General features: G+C 68.0%; 13 protein-coding genes and 1 pseudogene. 10 read left to right on the top strand and 4 right to left on the bottom strand.

Features of this window, described 5'->3' with window-relative positions; translation table 11 throughout:
* Window positions 1-90 precede the first annotated feature (90 nt).
* From MZC64_RS20995 to MZC64_RS20970, 7 genes and pseudogenes are all read left to right on the top strand, one after another.
* On the top strand, window positions 91-534 hold the full coding sequence (locus MZC64_RS20995; RefSeq protein WP_247758665.1) for a hypothetical protein: 444 nt from the start codon (window positions 91-93) through the stop codon (window positions 532-534).
* The gene (locus MZC64_RS20990) at window positions 531-1,847 is read left to right on the top strand and encodes a KGGVGR-motif variant AAA ATPase (protein ID WP_247758666.1); all 1,317 of its coding nucleotides are present in this window, start codon (window positions 531-533) and stop codon (window positions 1,845-1,847) included. Before MZC64_RS20995 ends, MZC64_RS20990 begins: the two co-directional genes overlap by 4 nt.
* Window position 1,848: 1 nt before the next feature.
* Window positions 1,849-3,282: a hypothetical protein gene (locus MZC64_RS20985; RefSeq protein WP_247758667.1), complete on the top strand. Its 1,434-nt coding sequence runs from the start codon at window positions 1,849-1,851 to the stop codon at window positions 3,280-3,282.
* Between the two features lie 183 nt (window positions 3,283-3,465).
* Window positions 3,466-3,822: pseudogene (locus MZC64_RS49145) on the top strand (NAD(P)H-binding protein); the annotation flags it as partial.
* A 115-nt stretch (window positions 3,823-3,937) separates the two neighbouring features.
* A complete protein-coding gene (locus MZC64_RS20980) occupies window positions 3,938-4,273 on the top strand; it encodes a hypothetical protein (RefSeq protein WP_247758668.1) in 336 nt (111 codons plus the stop codon).
* 133 nt (window positions 4,274-4,406) lie between these two features.
* A complete protein-coding gene (locus MZC64_RS20975) occupies window positions 4,407-4,943 on the top strand; it encodes a DUF2975 domain-containing protein (RefSeq protein WP_247758669.1) in 537 nt (178 codons plus the stop codon).
* Window positions 4,943-5,176: a helix-turn-helix transcriptional regulator gene (locus tag MZC64_RS20970; protein ID WP_247758670.1), complete on the top strand. Its 234-nt coding sequence runs from the start codon at window positions 4,943-4,945 to the stop codon at window positions 5,174-5,176. The genes MZC64_RS20975 and MZC64_RS20970 overlap by 1 nt, the downstream gene beginning before the upstream one ends.
* Window positions 5,177-5,195: 19 nt before the next feature.
* Here MZC64_RS20970 and MZC64_RS20965 read toward each other — a convergent pair whose 3' ends face one another.
* The 4 genes from MZC64_RS20965 to MZC64_RS20950 all read right to left on the bottom strand — a co-directional run bounded on the left by MZC64_RS20965 (window position 5,196) and on the right by MZC64_RS20950 (window position 12,771).
* On the bottom strand, window positions 5,196-6,308 hold the full coding sequence (locus MZC64_RS20965) for a DUF4192 domain-containing protein (RefSeq protein WP_247758671.1): 1,113 nt from the start codon (window positions 6,306-6,308) through the stop codon (window positions 5,196-5,198).
* Window positions 6,309-6,499: 191 nt separating this feature from the next.
* On the bottom strand, window positions 6,500-9,859 hold the full coding sequence (locus tag MZC64_RS20960) for a phosphodiester glycosidase family protein (protein WP_247758672.1): 3,360 nt from the start codon (window positions 9,857-9,859) through the stop codon (window positions 6,500-6,502).
* A gap of 206 nt (window positions 9,860-10,065) precedes the next feature.
* Window positions 10,066-10,584 (bottom strand): M23 family metallopeptidase, encoded by a 519-nt coding sequence (locus MZC64_RS20955; protein ID WP_247758673.1) that lies wholly within the window; start codon window positions 10,582-10,584, stop codon window positions 10,066-10,068.
* Window positions 10,585-10,926: 342 nt separating this feature from the next.
* A complete protein-coding gene (locus tag MZC64_RS20950) occupies window positions 10,927-12,771 on the bottom strand; it encodes a Xaa-Pro dipeptidyl-peptidase (protein WP_247758674.1) in 1,845 nt (614 codons plus the stop codon).
* 21 nt (window positions 12,772-12,792) lie between these two features.
* Here MZC64_RS20950 and MZC64_RS20945 point away from each other — a divergent pair, with 21 nt between their 5' ends.
* From MZC64_RS20945 to MZC64_RS20935, 3 genes are all read left to right on the top strand, one after another.
* Entirely contained in the window at window positions 12,793-12,954 is a 162-nt protein-coding gene (locus MZC64_RS20945; RefSeq protein WP_247758675.1) for a hypothetical protein, read from the top strand.
* A gap of 48 nt (window positions 12,955-13,002) precedes the next feature.
* On the top strand, window positions 13,003-14,016 hold the full coding sequence (gene add / locus MZC64_RS20940; RefSeq protein ID WP_247758676.1) for an adenosine deaminase: 1,014 nt from the start codon (window positions 13,003-13,005) through the stop codon (window positions 14,014-14,016).
* Between the two features lie 102 nt (window positions 14,017-14,118).
* Window positions 14,119-17,061: a LuxR family transcriptional regulator gene (locus MZC64_RS20935; protein ID WP_247758677.1), complete on the top strand. Its 2,943-nt coding sequence runs from the start codon at window positions 14,119-14,121 to the stop codon at window positions 17,059-17,061.
* Window positions 17,062-17,193: the final 132 nt, after the last annotated feature.

The raw sequence follows: 17,193 nt of genomic DNA, 5'->3' as shown, positions 1-17,193 counted from the left end.
CTGCTGCTCCCTTCCAAGAACACTCATCACGGCGCACCCGACACGGCCTCGTCATCTGTTATCAGAGGTATCGGCCGGTACTCTGTCGCGGTGTCAACCACGCCCCGAGCCGACTTCGACTCCTCAGCCAAACGTCACATGGCCGACGCAGAGCTGCTACACGTACAGTCCCGGCCAGCCAATGCAGACCATCTAGCGGGCCTAGCTGCCGAGTGCGCGCTTAAAGCCCTGATCGCGGGCTTCCTAGGCGGGCACGTCGACCAGAAAAGCCTCGTTGTGCATCCACATACCGGCCAGCAGATCAAGCAACACATCAACACTCTCTGGCCAGAGATGTCTACCATCGTGCGAGACAGGGCTGCGAACGTACTCACACCGGTACTCACCTCCCAGCCGTTCGCGGACTGGAGCGTCAATGAGCGCTATTGCGACGGGTCACATCTGACTCCGGCCGCCGTAACCAGCCATCTCTCCGCGGCACGTACCGTGATCGGGATCCTCGAACAGGCTCACCTCGACGGGATGTTGACATGACCATCCGCTTCGACGATGCGTGGCGCGGCGCACTGAAGATCGCCAACAGAGCCGCCAAGGACCTTGACGTTGATGTGACCGTCCTCCGCGACTTGCTCGGCCGGTCGTCGATAGTGGTTGACCTCCCCGACAGCGATCCTAGGATCCCGGCCCTGCGAGACAGCCTGCGCAAGTCATGTGGTCCATTCATTGGCCAGCAGCCTGTCCTATTGGTCCGCACCCTTTTTGCGCCAGAACAGATCATTAATTCTTCGGACCGGCACTTGGTCCCAAGTTTCATTGCCGACTCCGGACGCGTGAGTGTCATCGAGCGCGGCACGGTCGGGGCTGACTGGCTCAGACCTGCCCAGGAGCCAGCAGGCAAACGCGTTGCGCTCTATGGATTCAAGGGGGGTGTCGGCCGCTCCACAGCCACCTTCATCCTGGCCCGTCATCTAGCCAGTCAGGGCAAATCGGTCCTAGTAGTTGACCTCGACCTAGAGTCCCCAGGCGTCAGTTCGCTGCTCCATTCCGACCTCCAGTATGCCGACCACGGCATCGTGGATCACCTGGTCGAGTCGGCTGTCGGAAACCAGGGCGATCTAGACCTGGTCACCAGGAGCGATTCCGTCGGCGAACTGTACGGCAACGGCGAGGTGTGGTTGGCCTCGGCGGGCGGCCGACCGCGCGACGGCTACTCCTACCTAGACAAGCTCAACCGCGCTTACTTCGACCTGCCATCCAAGCAGGACGGGGAAGTGACGACATTCGGCCGTAGACTCGCCAGTGCCATTGCCGCCTGCGAAGCTCAAGTCGCCAGACGGAGCAGGCAACCTGATGTGGTTCTGTTGGACAGCCGAGCAGGAATTCACGACGTAGCCGCCGTGGCTATCACTCAGCTGAGCACCCTGGCCTTGCTGTTCGCGACTGACAATCCTCAGACCTGGCAGGGATACCATGCACTGTTCGACCAGTGGCGGACCAGGCTAGATGCCGAGACCAGAGACCGCATCAGAAACCGAATCAAAATGGTCGCCGCCATGGTCCCGTCGAACCGAGCCGAGGTATACCTGCGCAGCTTTGCTGACAACGCCCAGGAATGCTTCGCCACTACACTATACGACGACGAGGAAGGGAGCGTAGATCTAGAGGTCTTCAACTTCGCTCCCGACGACCCCTCAGCCCCCCACTACCCGTTGTCCATCTCCCATAGCTCGGACCTCATCGGTCTCGACCCAAGCCGTAACAATTCCTGGGCGAGCTCAGACCTGATTGAGGCAGCATACCGAGAATTTACCCTTACGGTATCGTCGATGCTTCAAGAAGGTTCCTGACATGCTGACAGCCATTGAATACCGAGAACTGCTTGGCGCAGCACTGCCTGCAGTAGTCGACGCGGATACCATCGACCCGAACCCACAGACTTTGTTTACCCCTTCTGGTCATCGCAATGCGCTTGACCCAGACACAACCATCGTCCGCGGTGGACGCGGCGTCGGAAAGACCGTATGGTTCAAAGCATTGCAAGACAACTCACTCCGCGAAATTGCCGCAAAGTACTATCGACTAGACCGATTGGGCCGAGTCGACACTCTGGCAGGATTCGGCGCGAATCTAAGCAAGCAGTATCCCAACCCCCGCAGGCTACAGTCCCTGGTAGACAAGTTCCGACCGTCTGACATCTGGACCGCTGTAGCACTATTCGGATTCGGCATCCCAGAGTTGACAGCGTTCGAGGACTGGCCAGAGCGAGTACAGTGGGTTGTCGACAACCCAGGCAAGGTCGAAGACTCAATCCTAACAGTGGACGAAAAAGCAGGCCAAGACGGCCGAATCAAACTTCTCTTGTTTGACGCAATGGATCGCCTGCACAGCGATCGCCGGATCGCAGACCAACTCGCTAAAGGGATCTTTGAGTTGGCTCTAAACCTGCGTACGAGCACCCGAAATCTGCGAGTAAAGCTGTTCATCCGATACGATATGTTCGACACTGCCAGACTCAACTTCGCCGATGCATCAAAGTTGATCGCTAACATAACCGACCTGCGCTGGACGGAGACGAGTCTATATGCACTGCTATTTCACTACATGAGCGGCGCCGACTCGGAGCATAGCAAAAGGTTCAAATCGGAGACTGGCTGGACGGACCGATTCAGCGGCGACGAAGCCAAGCAGCGAGGCGTCCTTGAACGTATCGCGAACAAGTACATGGGAACCGACCATCGCAAAGGTTACACCTATACCTGGTTGCCGAACCATCTGGCTGACGGCAGACAACAGGTGAGCCCGCGAAGTTTCCTCAGCGCCCTCTGGCGCGCCACCCAGCGGACCGAAGAAGATTTCTCGGGACATGCGTACGCACTACATTGGGACGCGATCCGCCAGGGCGTACAACATGCCTCCCAGATCCGCGTACAGGAGGTTAAAGAAGATACACCTTGGGTTTCCAACGCGATCGAACCGCTACGCGGAACTCAGGTACCCACCGAGAAAGATGAAGTCATTCGCCGATGGGAAGAAAGTGAATTGGTTAGCGAGCTGTCGACGCAACGATCCAGAACCAGCGAGCTCCCCGAGGATGACCATGGGGGCCAAGCAATGTTCGCCACAGGACCACTCAATACCGACTACGAAGGCCTCATCTCGGAACTAATCGATCTCGGAGTCATGACTATACGCACTAACAAAAAATTGGACCTACCGGATGTCTACCGCATCGCGTTCGACATCGGACGCAAGGGAGGGGTGCCGCGCGTCAAACAGCAATAACACATTATCCTAATTGGCGACCATCGCAAACCTGTCATCGTGACATACAGGCTATAGCCCAAGATGAAGCTCCGAACAATTAAAATCAGCCAAACAGTCAGCCCGCGAATCACCTCACACAAGTCCTGCAGACTAGGATCTATACGAGACCAAGACCTACCATATAGTTGACCGATTGCAACGATGCGAACGAAACTAGACACAGCGCCACCTACATCTTTGACACAACGGCAAGCTGCAACCTCCAAGGGCCATAAACAGCCCTTCCTGACCGGGCTGATACGACAATCCAGCGTTTCTGACCACCTCGGTCGATGCCTCAGCCCAGTGTTCCTGTTGACCGCCCCGCCTGCGCCGACCGCCGACCAGGACCGAGCGCTGGTGGCGGCCGCCGCGGCGGGCGGGGTGCGGCGAGTGGTGAAGCTGTCCGCGATCGGCTCGGGCGAACGCGACGGCGACACCGTGATCGGTCACTGGCACGCCGAGGCGGAGCGGGCGGTGCGCGACAGCTTGCCGGACTGGACGATCCTGCGGCCGTCGAGCTTCGCCTCGAACACACTGGACTGGGCCGATCTGCTCCGGGCCGGTGCACCGGCGCCGAACATGACCGGCACGGCCCCCCCAGGGTGTGCTCGATCCGCGGGACGTGGCCGCGGTGGCGGCGGAGACCCTCCTCTCTTCCATCCACAATGGACTGACCTATACATTGACCGGCCCCGAGCCGCTCAGCGTGCCGGACCAGGCGGCGATCCTGGCGAAGCTGCTGAACCGTCCGGTGGTGACAGAGGATCTGCCGCCGGCGGAGGCATGGGCTCGGTTGCTTGCGCGGGGGATGGGCACGGCGATCGTGGACGCGATCGTCGCCGGGGCGTCCTGGGCACGGCGGGGGCACAACGCCGTGGTGACCGAGGACGGGTCGCGAGTGCCAGGGCGGGCCGCGACGGGGTTCGAGTCGTGGGCTCGGGATCACCTCTGGGAGTTCAGTGGCTGAGCGGCAGGATCGGGGGTAGCCGTTCAGCGGCCGGACGCCTTATCGTTATTCGATAAGGCCGAAGTTCGGGGGAACCATGGAACATGCTGTGTTGGGGGCCGGGACGCCCACCCGGTGGTTGCGGTGGCTGGCGGTGGTCGCCGCGTTCCTGGGGATCATCCGCCTGGTCGAGATGGGGATCAGGCTGACGGTGGGGCAGCAGTCCGTCGGACTGGCGATGTCCGCGCCGGCGCCGGAGGCTCTGGCGCCGGGGTTTCGTGTCGGCGGCGGGATCGTCACCTTCCTCACTCAGGATGGTTCGGCGGAGTTCTTCTGGTTGGTGCTGCTGACCTGGCTGCCTTACGCGCTGATCGATGTGGTGGCACTGCTCCTGGTGGCTCGGGTGATGCGTCGGGTCAATGTGGGTGAGCGGCCGATGTTCGCCGCGGCAACCGTGAGATCGTTGCGGCACATAGGGTTTCTGCTACTGCTCGGCAACCTGGCTGCCGGGGCACTCGACTCCGTGGCGCGGTCCGGGCTTACCGAGGTGGTGCTGACCAGCCCCGGAATGTTCCAGTGGCCGGACGGTCGTGCGTTGACCTGGGCATTGGTCGGCTTGGCCGCGCTGGCCGGGTCGGAGATCGTCCGGCGCGGTGTGGTGTTGCGGGATGAACTGGAGGGCACCGTCTGATGTCACCGGTCGAACTGGTCGAGGGGCATCGCATCGAGGTGTTGCTGGACGAACTCCTGGAGCGCCGGGGCATGACACTCACCGAGCTGTCCCATCGGGTTCAGATCAGCATCGTGAATCTCTCCATTCTCAAGACCGGCAAGGCCAAAGCCATGCGGTTCTCCACGCTGACCCTGCTGTGCGACGCACTGGGCTGTCAGCCGGGCGAGCTGTTGCGGTACCGGTCGGACTGACCGGCGGGGGTCTCCCGATTCAGTCCACCGGGGTCGACTGCTGGGGGATGACGATGTCCATGCCGAGCCGGTGGGTGTTGTTGACCGCGGTCAACACGTCCTTCGGCGGCAGTCCGGCGTCGATGGCCCGGCCGAGCAGCGAGGCCAGCATGTGGCTCGGCTGTGCCTTCGTGGCGTGTTCCAGGGCGATGTTGGCCAGCACCCCGTCGCCCCGGCGGTAAGCGGCGAAGGCGAGCAGGGTGGCCGGTTCGGCGCATTCCGGCGCCGGGGTCTCGCGAGTCAGCTCCAGCCACAGCCGCTCGGCGGCGTCGCCGGCTTCCTCGCGCAGGGTCATGGTCAAGGCCACGTCCCGGACCCGATGGTCGTTGAGGGCCAGCGCGAGGCGGACGATGAGGTTGTCGGTCACCGTGAAGGAGCCGTCCGCGATGTTCTTCAGCTCGGCCTGGATGGCGCGAATGCCGGCCGCGGGGGTCGGGCCGCCACCGGGGATCGTGTGGTCCGTGTGCCAGTCGAGCCGGCAACTCCGCCTGTTCAGTGCCTGTTCCTCACCCTCCAGGTTCTTGGCCAGCTCCTCGCGGGAGTTGTAGGTGATACCGCCCGCGGCGACGGTGGCCACGGTCAGCAGCGAGGCATCCGGATCGGGCACGGCACCGGTGTTCTCCGGGTGTTCGTAGTCCTGCCAAGAAGCGTTGTGCCGGGTGCTTTCGGCCCACAGCGATTCCATGACCTCGATGCCTTGCTTGCGGAGTACCTGAGTGAGGGCGAGGACCAGCGCGCGCCGCGGCGGCCGGGTGGGCAGGGCGACGACGGTGCCGGATTCCTCCGGCTGGGCGGCTGTTCGGGTGTCGCCGCCGATGACGCAGAGCTGCACCGAGGTGGCTCCGCTCTCCAGGATGTTGTCGCAGGCGAACGCGATGAACTCCTCCTCGCCCGCCGGCGAGGGCAGATCGGCGCGGAGAACGCGTTGGATCTCCAGTCTGGCGCGGTCGACGAGGTAGAGGATCACCAGCGAATCGGTCGGGTGGAAGCCGATGAGGGGTGGGAGGGCGGCGATGACGTCGCCTGGTTCCCAGAGGTGGACAGTCTGCCGGGGTGGGCGCGGTGGGGCGGCGGTGGCCGTGGCTGTGGTCATGGGTCGAGCTTGGCGGGGCGGGGGCGGGGAGGGAATCGGCTCCTGGGTCGGCTGTGGACAGGTGCCTTGTTGTGGATAGGTCGCGATCTTGAGAGCGATTTCAGGCAGGGGTGGCGGCGAGGTGGTGTATAAGGCGAGCCCGGCGGGGTGGGCGCCGGGCTCGCCTCCTGGATTTCGGATTCCGCCGCAGGTCAGCGGACGGTGACGGGTGCGCTGGTGGCCGTGTTGTTGACGGTCAGCGTGAGGGTGGCCGTGCCGGGTCGCAGGGCGGTGAGCATCCCGGTCACCGGGTCGAAGGCGGCGATGTGCGCCGGGCCCGCGGTGGCCGGTGGGCCCAGGTGCAGGGCATCGGTCGCGGTGTAGGTGGCCGCGATGGGATAGGTGATCGGGAACGTCCGGATGCCCTGCCGCACGGTCGGGGTCGGCCGGTGGCCGGTGCCGGGGGCCAGCGTGGCCGGGATGTCCAGCGTCAGGCCGTCGACGTGCGGGCGCTGCTCGGCCTGCACGGGATTCGCGGCGGCGGGGTCGACCCGGAGCAGCGTCCAGCCGGTGAACCCGCCGTCAGCCGGCGCCGCGGCCGGTGCCTTCCCGGAGTTGCCGTTGATCAGGTAGGGGACGCCGTCACGCCTGGTCGCGTGGAACAGGCCGGCGTGCGCCGCCACCGACACGGCCGGTTTCCCGCTCCTGGCCCGGAATTCGGACAGCCAGGTGGTCAGCAGGGTGGCTTCCTTGGCATCGGACAGCTCGGAGGCGGCGGCGGGAGTCGGATCGTCCACCGGGTGGTGCATCGCGACCAGCACCGACTTGACGTTCGGATCGGTGGCCGCGGTGTCCAGCGCGGTGCGCAGCGCGCGCACCTGGTCGAACCCGCCCGCGCGGAGTGAGCCCAGCGAGGAGTCGAGCAGGATCAGGCGCAGGCCGTTCTTGTCGACCACCCGGTGGGTCGCGCCGAAGTACTTGCGGAACTCGGAGGTGTCCCCCGGTCCGTAGGTCTCGTGGTTGCCGGGCAGGTAGAACCAGGGAACGCGGTCGCCCAGTTCGCTGTCCAGGATCTGACGGGCCAGGGCCATGTCGGCGGGCAGGGCCCGGTCGACGAGGTCGCCGTTGATGAGCACGACGTCAGGCCGGATGGCCAATGCTTCGCGGAGGGTGCGCCGGGCCTGTGCGACCAGCGGCCCCTCGGGCGCGTCCGCGGTGAACTGGGCGTCGCTGACCACGGCCACCCGCACCGCGCCCGGACGGGGTTCCAGCGTGCCGGTGCGGATGATCGCCGGGTCCTGGGCCGCGGGATCGCCGGGCACGGTGATCGGGACGGCGGCCTGCGCGGTCAGCTCGGCGAAGGCGATCTTGCCTTCGTACTGGCGTTCGCGGTCGGTTTCCACCAGGTAGAGCCGTTGCAGGCGGAGCTGTCCGGTCAGCGCGGCCGGGATCGGGGCCTCGACGTAGCGCCAGCCGGTCCAGTCGACCTGGCGGGCGAGGTCGACGACGGTGGGTGTGCCCGCCGCGTCCAGCAAGGTCATGCGCAGCCACGCCTTGCTGTTGTCGCCGTGCGCCCACACGCCAAGCCGTTGGGTGCCCGGGGGCAGCACGGCGGGCGGTTCTGCGTTCAGGTAGGCGGCACGGGTCGCGGTGGTGCCGGTCAGCCGGTAGTCGAGACCGATCGCCTTGCCGCCGTTTCGGCCTGGCACCAGGGAAATCGCGGCGCCGACCACGGCGGGGAACACACTCGTCTGCCAGCCGGCCAGATCGTCCATTGTGGACACAACGCGGGGACTGACGCCGACGGTGACGCCCAGGTGGGTGGTCAGATCGCCGACCTTGGCCTTGACCACCGTGGCGCCGGAGCCGGTGACGGCCGCGGCGACGAAACCGTTGCGGTCCTTGCTGATCTGCACCACGCGCTGGTCGTATTCGAGAGTCACGTCGGCGGGTTCGAGCCAGGTGCTGAAGCCCTCGGCGTCCTGCCCGAGGATCTGGAACCGGCCGCGGGCGCCCAGGCCGGACAGCGCGACGCGCTCGGTGTCGGAGTCGATCCGGGCGGCTTTACCCAATACGGTGAAAGTCGTCGATCCCCTGGCAGAACCCCGGGAAGCGGTCACAGTCGCCTTCCCGGAAGTGCTAGCGTGGAACACACCTCGGGACACCTTCCCTGCTCGTGTTGGGGCAACACGCCAGGTGGGTTCACCGGGAACTGGGGCACCTGTCTCGTCGTGACCATGGGCAGTCACGACTCGGGTCTGACCGGCAAGCACTCGGTCGGCCGCACCGGCCCGGACAGCCGGCTCTACACGGAAGGCGGTCAGACGACCGCTGCCGCGATTCGCGGTCAGGCCGATCCCGTTGGGCACCAAGCGTTCGCCACCGTCGGAGGGCTGGTTGTGCACGCCGGCGGCACTGTCGCCGGGACGGCGGGCCAGCAGTGTGGACGAGCCGCCGCCGTCCAGATTCAGGGCGTCGTCGGCGCCGAAGGAGCGCAGCAGTTCGGCGAGTTCGCGTTCGGTCATGCCTCGGCTGTCGGCCTGTCTGCCGTCGACCGTCACCATCCACAGGCGACGGCTGTCAGCGGAGAAGCCGACGGCGGTACGCGGGTGCATGGTGGTGTCGTCGAGGTTCTGGACGACGCCGTCCCTGACCAGGACCCGGTTGCCGCCGACCGCGGCGAGCGGGACCGGGCCGTCGGTACGCGGCTTGTAGGCCACCTCGACCCGTTGACCCGGGACGAGACCGGCGAGGCGATCGGCGCCCGCGTCGACGCCGAGCAGGTAGGCGGTGTTGGCCGGGATCGGTCCCTCACCCGGTGCGGGGCGGATAGCGGTCACCACGCCGTCGCGCAGTTCCACCTCGGTCGCCTTGGCCGCGGTGCCGATGGCGGTGCGGCGGGACGCGTGGCCCCACAGCGCGGTGAACACACCGACGCCGTTGGCCGCGACGACCGGTGAGTTCAGGTTGGTGCCGGTCAGGCTGACGCCGCCGGGCAGGGTGATGGTGGCATCGAGGAACACCTCGGCGAGACGTCCCAGATCGGCGGGACCGATGGCCGCGGTGAGGTTGTGGCCGGCGGCAGGGGCGTGGCGCAGCGCGCCCGCATCCATGCCGACGCCGAGCGGGGCGCCGGTGGCGTTGATGTCGAAGAAGTCGCCGTTGACCCCGGCGACCACGCCTCGGGCGGCGGCCTGTTCGGACAGCGGGCTGCGGGCCGCGACCATGCCTGGGCTCAGGTAGGCGGGGCGCAGGGTGCCACGGCCCAGGTCGGCGGTGAGGACGTCGCCGCGGATCCAGCCGCGGGCGTCCAGGCGGTCGAACTCGGTCAGGTCCAGGCCGGGGGCGACCGGCGAGGTCACCTCGCTCACCGGCAGGGCGTCCGCGCGGGGCGCCGCCGTGGTGAGCGTGGCGATGGCGCCGTCGGCGGCGGAGGCGGCTGGGGCGTCCTCGATCGGGCGCGGGCCCAGCGAAGCGGTGACGCCGTGTCGCTCGGCCAGAGCCGGGGCGGGGACGGCGGTGGTGAGGGCGAGGACCGACAGCAGGGCGACGGTGGCGCGCAGGGCTCGCACGGCGACCTCCGGATCAGGACGGACATCCAGTTTGGTGAATTGCCAACAGAAAGCACAACGCACCTGGGGGAAGTTTGACTAGCCGCCAGATGGACGCCGGATGACACGCCCAGGAAAAAGCGGACCTCCCGGCCCAGGGGGGTGAGACCGGGAGGTCCGTGGGTGACGCGCCACTGGGGGGGCGATCTGGCGCGCCACGTCAGGGGTCAGCAGTTCTGACTGGTGTAGTTCCGGGTGCCGTAGTACAGGGCGGCCGCGCCGTTGAACGCGATGCGGACGGCGGCGCCGTTGAGGCGCTGCTCGAAGTGCAGGTGGGCGCCGGTGGAGCCACCGGTGTTGCCGACGTTGCCGATCTGCTGGCCGCGGGCGACCCGCTGGCCGACGCTGACCCGTTGCACCGACAGGTGGGCGTAGCGGGTCCGCCAGCCCGCGCCGTGGTCGATCTCGATCCACCGGCCGTAGCTGGTGGAGCCGAGGTTGCCGACGACCGTCACCGTGCCGGCGGCCGAGGCGTCCACGATGTCCCCCTCGTCGTTGGCGCGGTTGAAGTCGATGGACAGCTGCGGGTTGTGGTTGGTGCGGGTCTGTCCGGACCAGACCTGCCCGCAGGGGAACGGAAGTTGGAAAGCGGGTGCGGCACTCGCCGAACCCGTGCCGACCACGACGGTCAGCACAGGGGCGACGACGACTCCGGCGAGCACCGCGACAAGACGCTTGCTGGGCATGTGACCTCCGCAGGGATGAGGAGGTCACAGGACAGCAGCGGCTTGTACAACCCGCCTACAAACCATATACAAACTGCGGCGTCACTTGGTTAAGAATTCTCGAAATCGGTTCAGGTGACTTGATCACGACTGGTGGCGACGTTTGGACGGCCCGGCGGGGCGGATGGGGCGCGAAGAGGTAGAGACCAGGCGACAGTGGCCGAGGCACCCGGACCGGAAGCAGGGCGGGACAGGCCGAGGCCCCCGAGCGTGGGTGCTCGAGGGCCTCGGTGGTTGGGGCTGAGCGGCTGAATCGCCGTTGGTTGGGGCTGGGCTCCGGGTCGCCGATGGTTGGGCTGTGGGCTACGAGCCGAAGGCTGCTCGGACTGCGGAGGTGCCGCCCACGACCGGGAGAGTGAACTCGGTCTGGTTCAGGTTGACCGACAGGCCGGCGCCGGGCTTGGGGCGCAGGGTGTAGTCGTAGTCGCTGGAGAGCAGGACCAGGCCGAGTTTGTGGCCTGCGGGCAGGACGTAGTCGTCCGGCTGCATCTCGATGTTCACCCGGTACTGCACTCCCGGGCGCAGTGGCTGGGTGCGGTCTTCGCTGGTGCGGTTCTGGGGGTCGGTCCAGCCTCGGGTGATGATGTGGTTCTTGCCGTCGGGGGCTCGGTCGACCAGCAGCGCCGTGAGGTTGGCCGCGGGGCGGGTGAAGGAGACCTTGAGGTCCACGCCGACGGTGCCGGACACCCGCAGCGGGGCCGCGGCCGGGCCGCTGAAGTAGGACAACCGGTGCGGGGACTCAGCGGCCGCGGTCAGGTCCTCCGCCTTCTTGGTCGCGTCATCGACGATGTTCTCCAGGACCGGTCGGCCATGGACTCCGTCGACGTGGCTCAGGGCGCCGGTGGTGTTGCCGCCGGGCAGGGGGTGGAAGCCGACCTCGCGGGTGCCGGGGGCGGGCCACTCGGCCTCCTGCACCCAGCTCTTGTCCTCACGCTGCAGGGTGGCGCGGGGTTCCTGTTCCACCCCGTTCTGCTGGCTGTACAGGTACCGGGTGAACCAGCGGTTCAGGGTCTTGAGCCACTCGTCCTTGCGCAGGCTGAACGGGTCGGAGTGGCCGGACTGGTGCCACCAGATCTTGTGCGGGGTGCCCTGCTTGCGCAGCTGCTCGTACCACTGCGCGGCGTGCTTGGTCTTGACGTTCCAGTCGTTGAGGCCGTGCACGACCAGGGTCGCGGCCTTCACCTTGCGGACGTCGTTGAGGTAGTTGCGCTCGTCCCAGAACTCGCTGTAGTCGCCGGTGATCCGGTCCTGGGCGGTGGCGACCTCGGCGATGATCGGCTTGCAGATCTCGCGGTCGGTGCGGGTGTAGACGTACTCGGCGAGCACGTCGGCGTCCTCGCCCTGGTAGGTGCCGGGGGCGACCACGGCGCCGTCGGCGCGGTAGTAGTCGTACCAGCTGCTGATCGCGGCGATCGGGACGATGGCCTCCAGGCCCTTGACCCCGGTGCTGGCCACCGCGTTGGGCAGGGTTCCGTTGTAGGACACGCCCATCATGCCGGTCTTGCCGGTGCTCCAGGTCGCCGTCGCGGCGGCGCCCTTCTCGTCGCGGGCCGGGGCGCGGCCGTTGAGCCAGTCCACAATGGACTTCGCGCCGATGGTCTCGTTGCGGCCGCCGGTGGTGGGGCAGCCGCTGGACTCGCCGGTGCCCAGGGACTCGCCGTAGACCACCGCGAACCCGCGGGAGGTGAAGTACTCCTCGTAGCGGGACACCGGGATCGGCTTCTCCCGCGGTCCGCCCACCGCGGCCTCGACCCGCTCGTCGGTGCGGGCGCTGGTGACCGCGCCGTCGCGGCCGGGGCGCCTGGGCACGTGCAGTTCGACGTCGACGTTGTGGTTGGGCACGTCGTTGGTCGGCGCGTAGTAAGGGCTGGGCAGGTAGACCACCGGCACCTTCAGGCCCGTCGTGGTCACCTTGGGCCGCACCACCAGCGCGTGCGCCTCGTCGTCCTTGCCGTCCCGGTCGGAGTCGACCGGCGCGCGCACCCAAACGTTCTCCCGCAACACGTCCTTCGGGTCGAACACCGGTTGGGCCGCGCCGTCGGCGAACACCGGACCGCTCGGCGGGGCGGCCGAGGCGGGGGCCACGGTCAGCGGCAGCGCGGCCAGCGCGAGCGCCACGGTCAACGGAACACTGCGAGCACGCCTCATGGGCACTCCTGGTGATCTTGTGTGCTGGTTGGCATCGGCACCCTTTCCCGAGGTGTGGCGCGTGTCAATAGCCCGTTGACCTGGTCCCAGCCGATGGTCAAGACTGACCGCGTGACCTTGGTGACCGATGCGCTGCTGCCGCTGTACGGCAGCGATCACTCTCGGGGCGACCTGGCCTGGTAGCGGCGGTTTCCGCCCTCCACCCACGCACCCCAACAGAAAGGTCATCCCATGGACATGCGTTCCTTCGTCGCCGCCCTGCCCAAGGCCGAGCTGCACGTGCACCTCGTCGGCGCCGCCTCGGTGGACACCGTGCTGGAACTCGCCCGCAGGCACCCGCACCGCGGCGTGCCCACCGACCGGGCCGAACTCGCCAAGTACTACGAGTTCACCGACTTCGCGCACTTCATCCAGGTCATCGGCGCGCTGGGCAGGCTGGTCACCACCGAGGCCGACGTGGTCACCCTGCTGGTCGGCCTGGCCCGCGATCTGGCCGCCAACCAGGTCCGCTACGCCGAGGTCACCGTCACCCCGGTCAACCTCTTCAACGCAGGCATCGACGACGAGACCCTGGTGCGGGCGCTGGCCACCGGCCGGGAGCGGGCCAAGGCCGAACACGGCGTCGAGCTGAACTGGATCTACGACATTCCCGGCGAGCAGGGCGTCGAGGCCGGTTGGCGGACCGTCAACTGGTACCTGGACCACAAGCCCGAGCACACCGTCGGTTTCGGCCTGGGCGGGCCGGAGATCGGCGTGCCCCGGGGTCAGTTCAAGCCCATGTTCGACCTGGCCCGCGAGGCCGGACTGCCCAGCGTGCCGCACGCCGGGGAGACCACCGGCCCGGAGTCGGTGTGGTCGGCGATCCACGACCTGGGCGCGGTGCGGATCGGGCACGGCATCCACTCGGTGCAGGACCCCGAGCTGGTCGCCTACCTGGCCGAGCACCGCATCCCGCTGGAGATCTCCCCGCACTCCAACCTGCGCACCCGCGAGGTGCTCGACCTGGCAGATCACCCGCTGCCAAAACTGTTGGCGGCGGGCGTGCCGGTGGTGCTCAACACCGACGACCCAGGCATGTTCGACACCGACCTCAACCGCGAGTACCTGGCCGCGCACGAGAAGATGGGCCTGACCGCGAAACAACTGGTCGAGATCGCGCGCACCGGGGTCGAGGTGTCCTTCGCCGGTGCGGCCACCAAGGCCAGGCTGCTGGCCGAACTGGACTCGGTCACGCTGCCCGGCTGACGCCCTTCTCTGGAGAACCCTCCATCGGACGGCTCCGCGTCGCCGCCGTGGGACTGGCATAATCACTTCGCGGCGGCGATGTGGGTGGGGGGTTCGGAAACGATGTCCGGTCGGCGGGATCAGCAGATCACCCCGACGGCAGACCCGACGCTGCGTCCGCTGGTCGGTCGGCAGCCATTGCTCAAGGTCCTCGGCAACACGCTGAAACGCTCCACCCGCAAGACCTTCTTCCTGGTCGAGCTGGTCGGCGAGCCCGGCGTGGGCAAGTCCCGGCTGGTCACCGAGGTGGCGAACCAGGCCCGCGAGCTGGGCATGGCCACCCTGGCCGGCCGGGCGGCCGAGTTCGAGCAGGACGCGCCCTTCGCCGCGGTGGTGGACGCCCTGGACGACCACCTCGAATCCCAGATCGGTCTGCTGACCCGGCGACTTCCGTTGCCCGAGGCGCGGTTGCTGTCCTCGGTCTTCCCCGGGCTGACCATCGACCTGCCACAGGTGCCGATCCCGGCCGGGGCCGGCGGCGCGCGCTACCGGCTGCACCGCGCCGTGCGCACGCTGCTGGAGGTGCTCGCCGAGTCCTCCGGCCTGACCCTGCTGCTCGACGACGTGCACTGGGCCGATGAGGCCACCATCGAACTGCTCGACTACCTGGTGCGGCATCCCCCGCGCGGGCAGGTCGTCATCGCGGTGGCCTACCGGCCTGCGCAGGTCTCCGCCCGGCTGCGCACCGCGCTGTCCCAGGTGCCCGCGGGTCAGGGCACCCGGGTGACGGTGAGTCCGTTGTCGCAGAAGGAGACCGAGGAGTTCCTCGGTTCCGGGATGAGCCAGGCGAAGCGGCGCAGGCTGTACGAGTCCAGCGGCGGCAACCCGTTCTACCTGGAGGCGTTGTCCAGGGCGGAGAACGGCAACGGAAACCCGCTGTCCCAGATCACCGGCGACCTGGCCGAGGACACGCTGCGCGATGTGCCGGACGCGGTGCGCTCGGCACTCCAGGTGGAACTGGGTCAGCTCTCCTCCAAGGCACTGCTGATCGCGCACGCCGCCGCCGTGGTGGGCGATGAGTTCGAGCCCGCCGCCGCGGCCGCCGCCGCCGAGCTGTCCGACGCCGAGGCGCTGACCGTGCTGGACGAGCTGGTCGGCCGGGACGTGGTGCGGATCGCGCCGACCCCTGGCCGCTTCCGCTTCCGGCACCCGCTGGTCCGGCACACCGCCTACACCTCGGCCTCCGCGGGCTGGCGGATGGCCACCCACGGCCGGGTCGCGGCCTACCTGCAGAAGCTCAACGCGCCCGCGCCGCAGCTGGCCCGGCACGTGGTCCGCTCGGCCGGGTTCGGCGACGTCGACGCGGTCGGCGTGCTCACCCAGGCCGCCCGCTCGGTCGCGCCACGCGCGCCGATGACCGCCTCCTACTGGCTCACCCAGGCGCTGCGCCTGCTGCCGGACATCCCGGCCAACACCGGCGACCGGATCCAGCTGCTCATCGAACTGGCCGCCGCCCAGGGCGTGACCAGCCAGTTCACCGAGGCCAGCGGCACCGCCCTTGACGTGCTGGAACGGCTGCCCGCGCAGGCATACCAGCAGCGGGCGATGGTCGCGGGCAACATCTACGCCAGGGTGACCCGGCTGCTCGGCCGGGCGGTCGAGGCACGGGCCCTGCTCCAGCGGGAGCTGCGCGCGGTCCCGGCCGAGGCCATCCAGCACGCCGGACCACTGCACCTGCGCCTGGCCGTGGAGGCCATCTGGTCCGCGGAGTACGCCGAGTCCACCCGGCTGCTCGACCAGGTGCCCACCGACGCGGTGCCGCAGCCGATCGCTTACGCCGTGGCCGCGCTCCGGCCGATGCCCGCCATCGCGGGCGGGGACGGCGCGCGCGGCCTGGCCCTGCTCGACGAGGCCGACCGGGTGCTGGCCACCGCCACCGCCACCGACCTCGCGCCCTGGCTGGACGCCTTCACCTGGCTCTGCTTCAGCGACCTGCTCACCGGCCGCTACCGCAACGCGCTGCCCCGGTTCGAGCGGGTGGTGGAGATCGCCCGCAACACCGGCCAGAACTACATCCTCCCCCCGCTGCTGGTCGGTCAGGCCCAGGCGGCGGCGGTGCTCGGTGACATGGACGAGGCGTTCACGCTGACCGAGGAGGCCATCGACATGGCCAGGGTCGGCGGCTCGCAGCAGTCCATGGCGATGGCGCTGGGTTCCCGCTCGCTGCTGCTCACCTGGTCCGGCGAGCACACCGAGGCACTGCGGGTGGCCGCCGAGGCGACCGAGGCCGGTGGCCTGGTGCCCGAGTGGTGGGGCCTGCGGGCCCGGGTCGCCCAGGCCATCGCGGTGGCCTGCTCCGGCGATCTGGACGGGGCCGCCGCGGACGAGGTGTGCGATCTGCTGGAGTCGGTGCAGCGGGACCAGCCGATGCTGCTGTTCTGCTGCGAGGCCATGGCGCACCTGCTGGCCGGCGCGGGCCGCTGGGCCGAGGCCGCAGCCTGGGCCGACCGCGCCGAGCGGATCGCCGACCCGGCCCTGGAGATCAACCGGGCGCTGGCGGGCACGGTCCGGGCGCACGCGCTGACCGGCACCGATCCGGCCGCCGCCGCCGAACTGGCCCTGCGCTCGGCCGCCGTGCTCGAACAGGCCGGGCTCAAACTGGACGCAGCCCGCGCCCGGCTGCGCGCCGGACTCGCCTACACCGCGGCGAAAGACCGGGTCAGGGCACTGCCCGAACTGGCGACCGCGGCCGATGCCTTCGCCGCCTGCAAGGCGAAATCGCTGCGGGCCGAGGCTCTGCGCGCCACCCGCCGCCTCGGTGTGCGGGTGGCCGTCCCAGGTGGACCGAAGCAGAGCGGGCCGTTCGGATTGTCACCGCGAGAACTCGAAATCGCCCGACTTGTGCTCGACGGGCACACCAATCAGCAGATTGCTGAGAAGCTGTTCATCGGCATCCGCACGGTGGAGACCCACGTGTCACACGTGTTCACCAAGCTCGGCGTGACCTCACGGGCCAGCGTCGGCCGGGTGCTCGGGCCCGCCCTGGACGCCCACGACAAGGGCTGAACCGACCGTCGGCATCGGGGTCGGGGCAGCTCAGCGGCCCGACCCGGATGAAGATGTCAGTGATTCCCACGATGGCAGGGACCACGCGTCCTGGCCAAGGTGGACACACACACGATGGTCAGGTGAAGGACC

The organism is Crossiella sp. S99.2, assembly GCF_023094165.1.
GTDB lineage: Bacteria > Actinomycetota > Actinomycetes > Mycobacteriales > Pseudonocardiaceae > Crossiella.
Note: the sequence above shows the minus strand (reverse complement) of the source record. Positions and strands in the feature narration are given on the sequence as shown.

Excerpts from the sequence above, each read along its gene's own strand:
- MZC64_RS20990 (WP_247758666.1), top strand. The coding sequence starts at position 531 with ATGACCATCCGCTTCGACGATGCGTGGCGCGGCGCACTGAAGATCGCC.
- MZC64_RS20985 (WP_247758667.1), top strand. The coding sequence starts at position 1,849 with ATGCTGACAGCCATTGAATACCGAGAACTGCTTGGCGCAGCACTGCCT.
- MZC64_RS20970 (WP_247758670.1), top strand. The coding sequence starts at position 4,943 with ATGTCACCGGTCGAACTGGTCGAGGGGCATCGCATCGAGGTGTTGCTG.
- MZC64_RS20965 (WP_247758671.1), bottom strand. The coding sequence starts at position 6,308 with ATGACCACAGCCACGGCCACCGCCGCCCCACCGCGCCCACCCCGGCAG.
- MZC64_RS20955 (WP_247758673.1), bottom strand. The coding sequence starts at position 10,584 with ATGCCCAGCAAGCGTCTTGTCGCGGTGCTCGCCGGAGTCGTCGTCGCC.
- MZC64_RS20950 (WP_247758674.1), bottom strand. The coding sequence starts at position 12,771 with ATGAGGCGTGCTCGCAGTGTTCCGTTGACCGTGGCGCTCGCGCTGGCC.
- add (WP_247758676.1), top strand. The coding sequence starts at position 13,003 with ATGGACATGCGTTCCTTCGTCGCCGCCCTGCCCAAGGCCGAGCTGCAC.
- MZC64_RS20935 (WP_247758677.1), top strand. The coding sequence starts at position 14,119 with ATGTCCGGTCGGCGGGATCAGCAGATCACCCCGACGGCAGACCCGACG.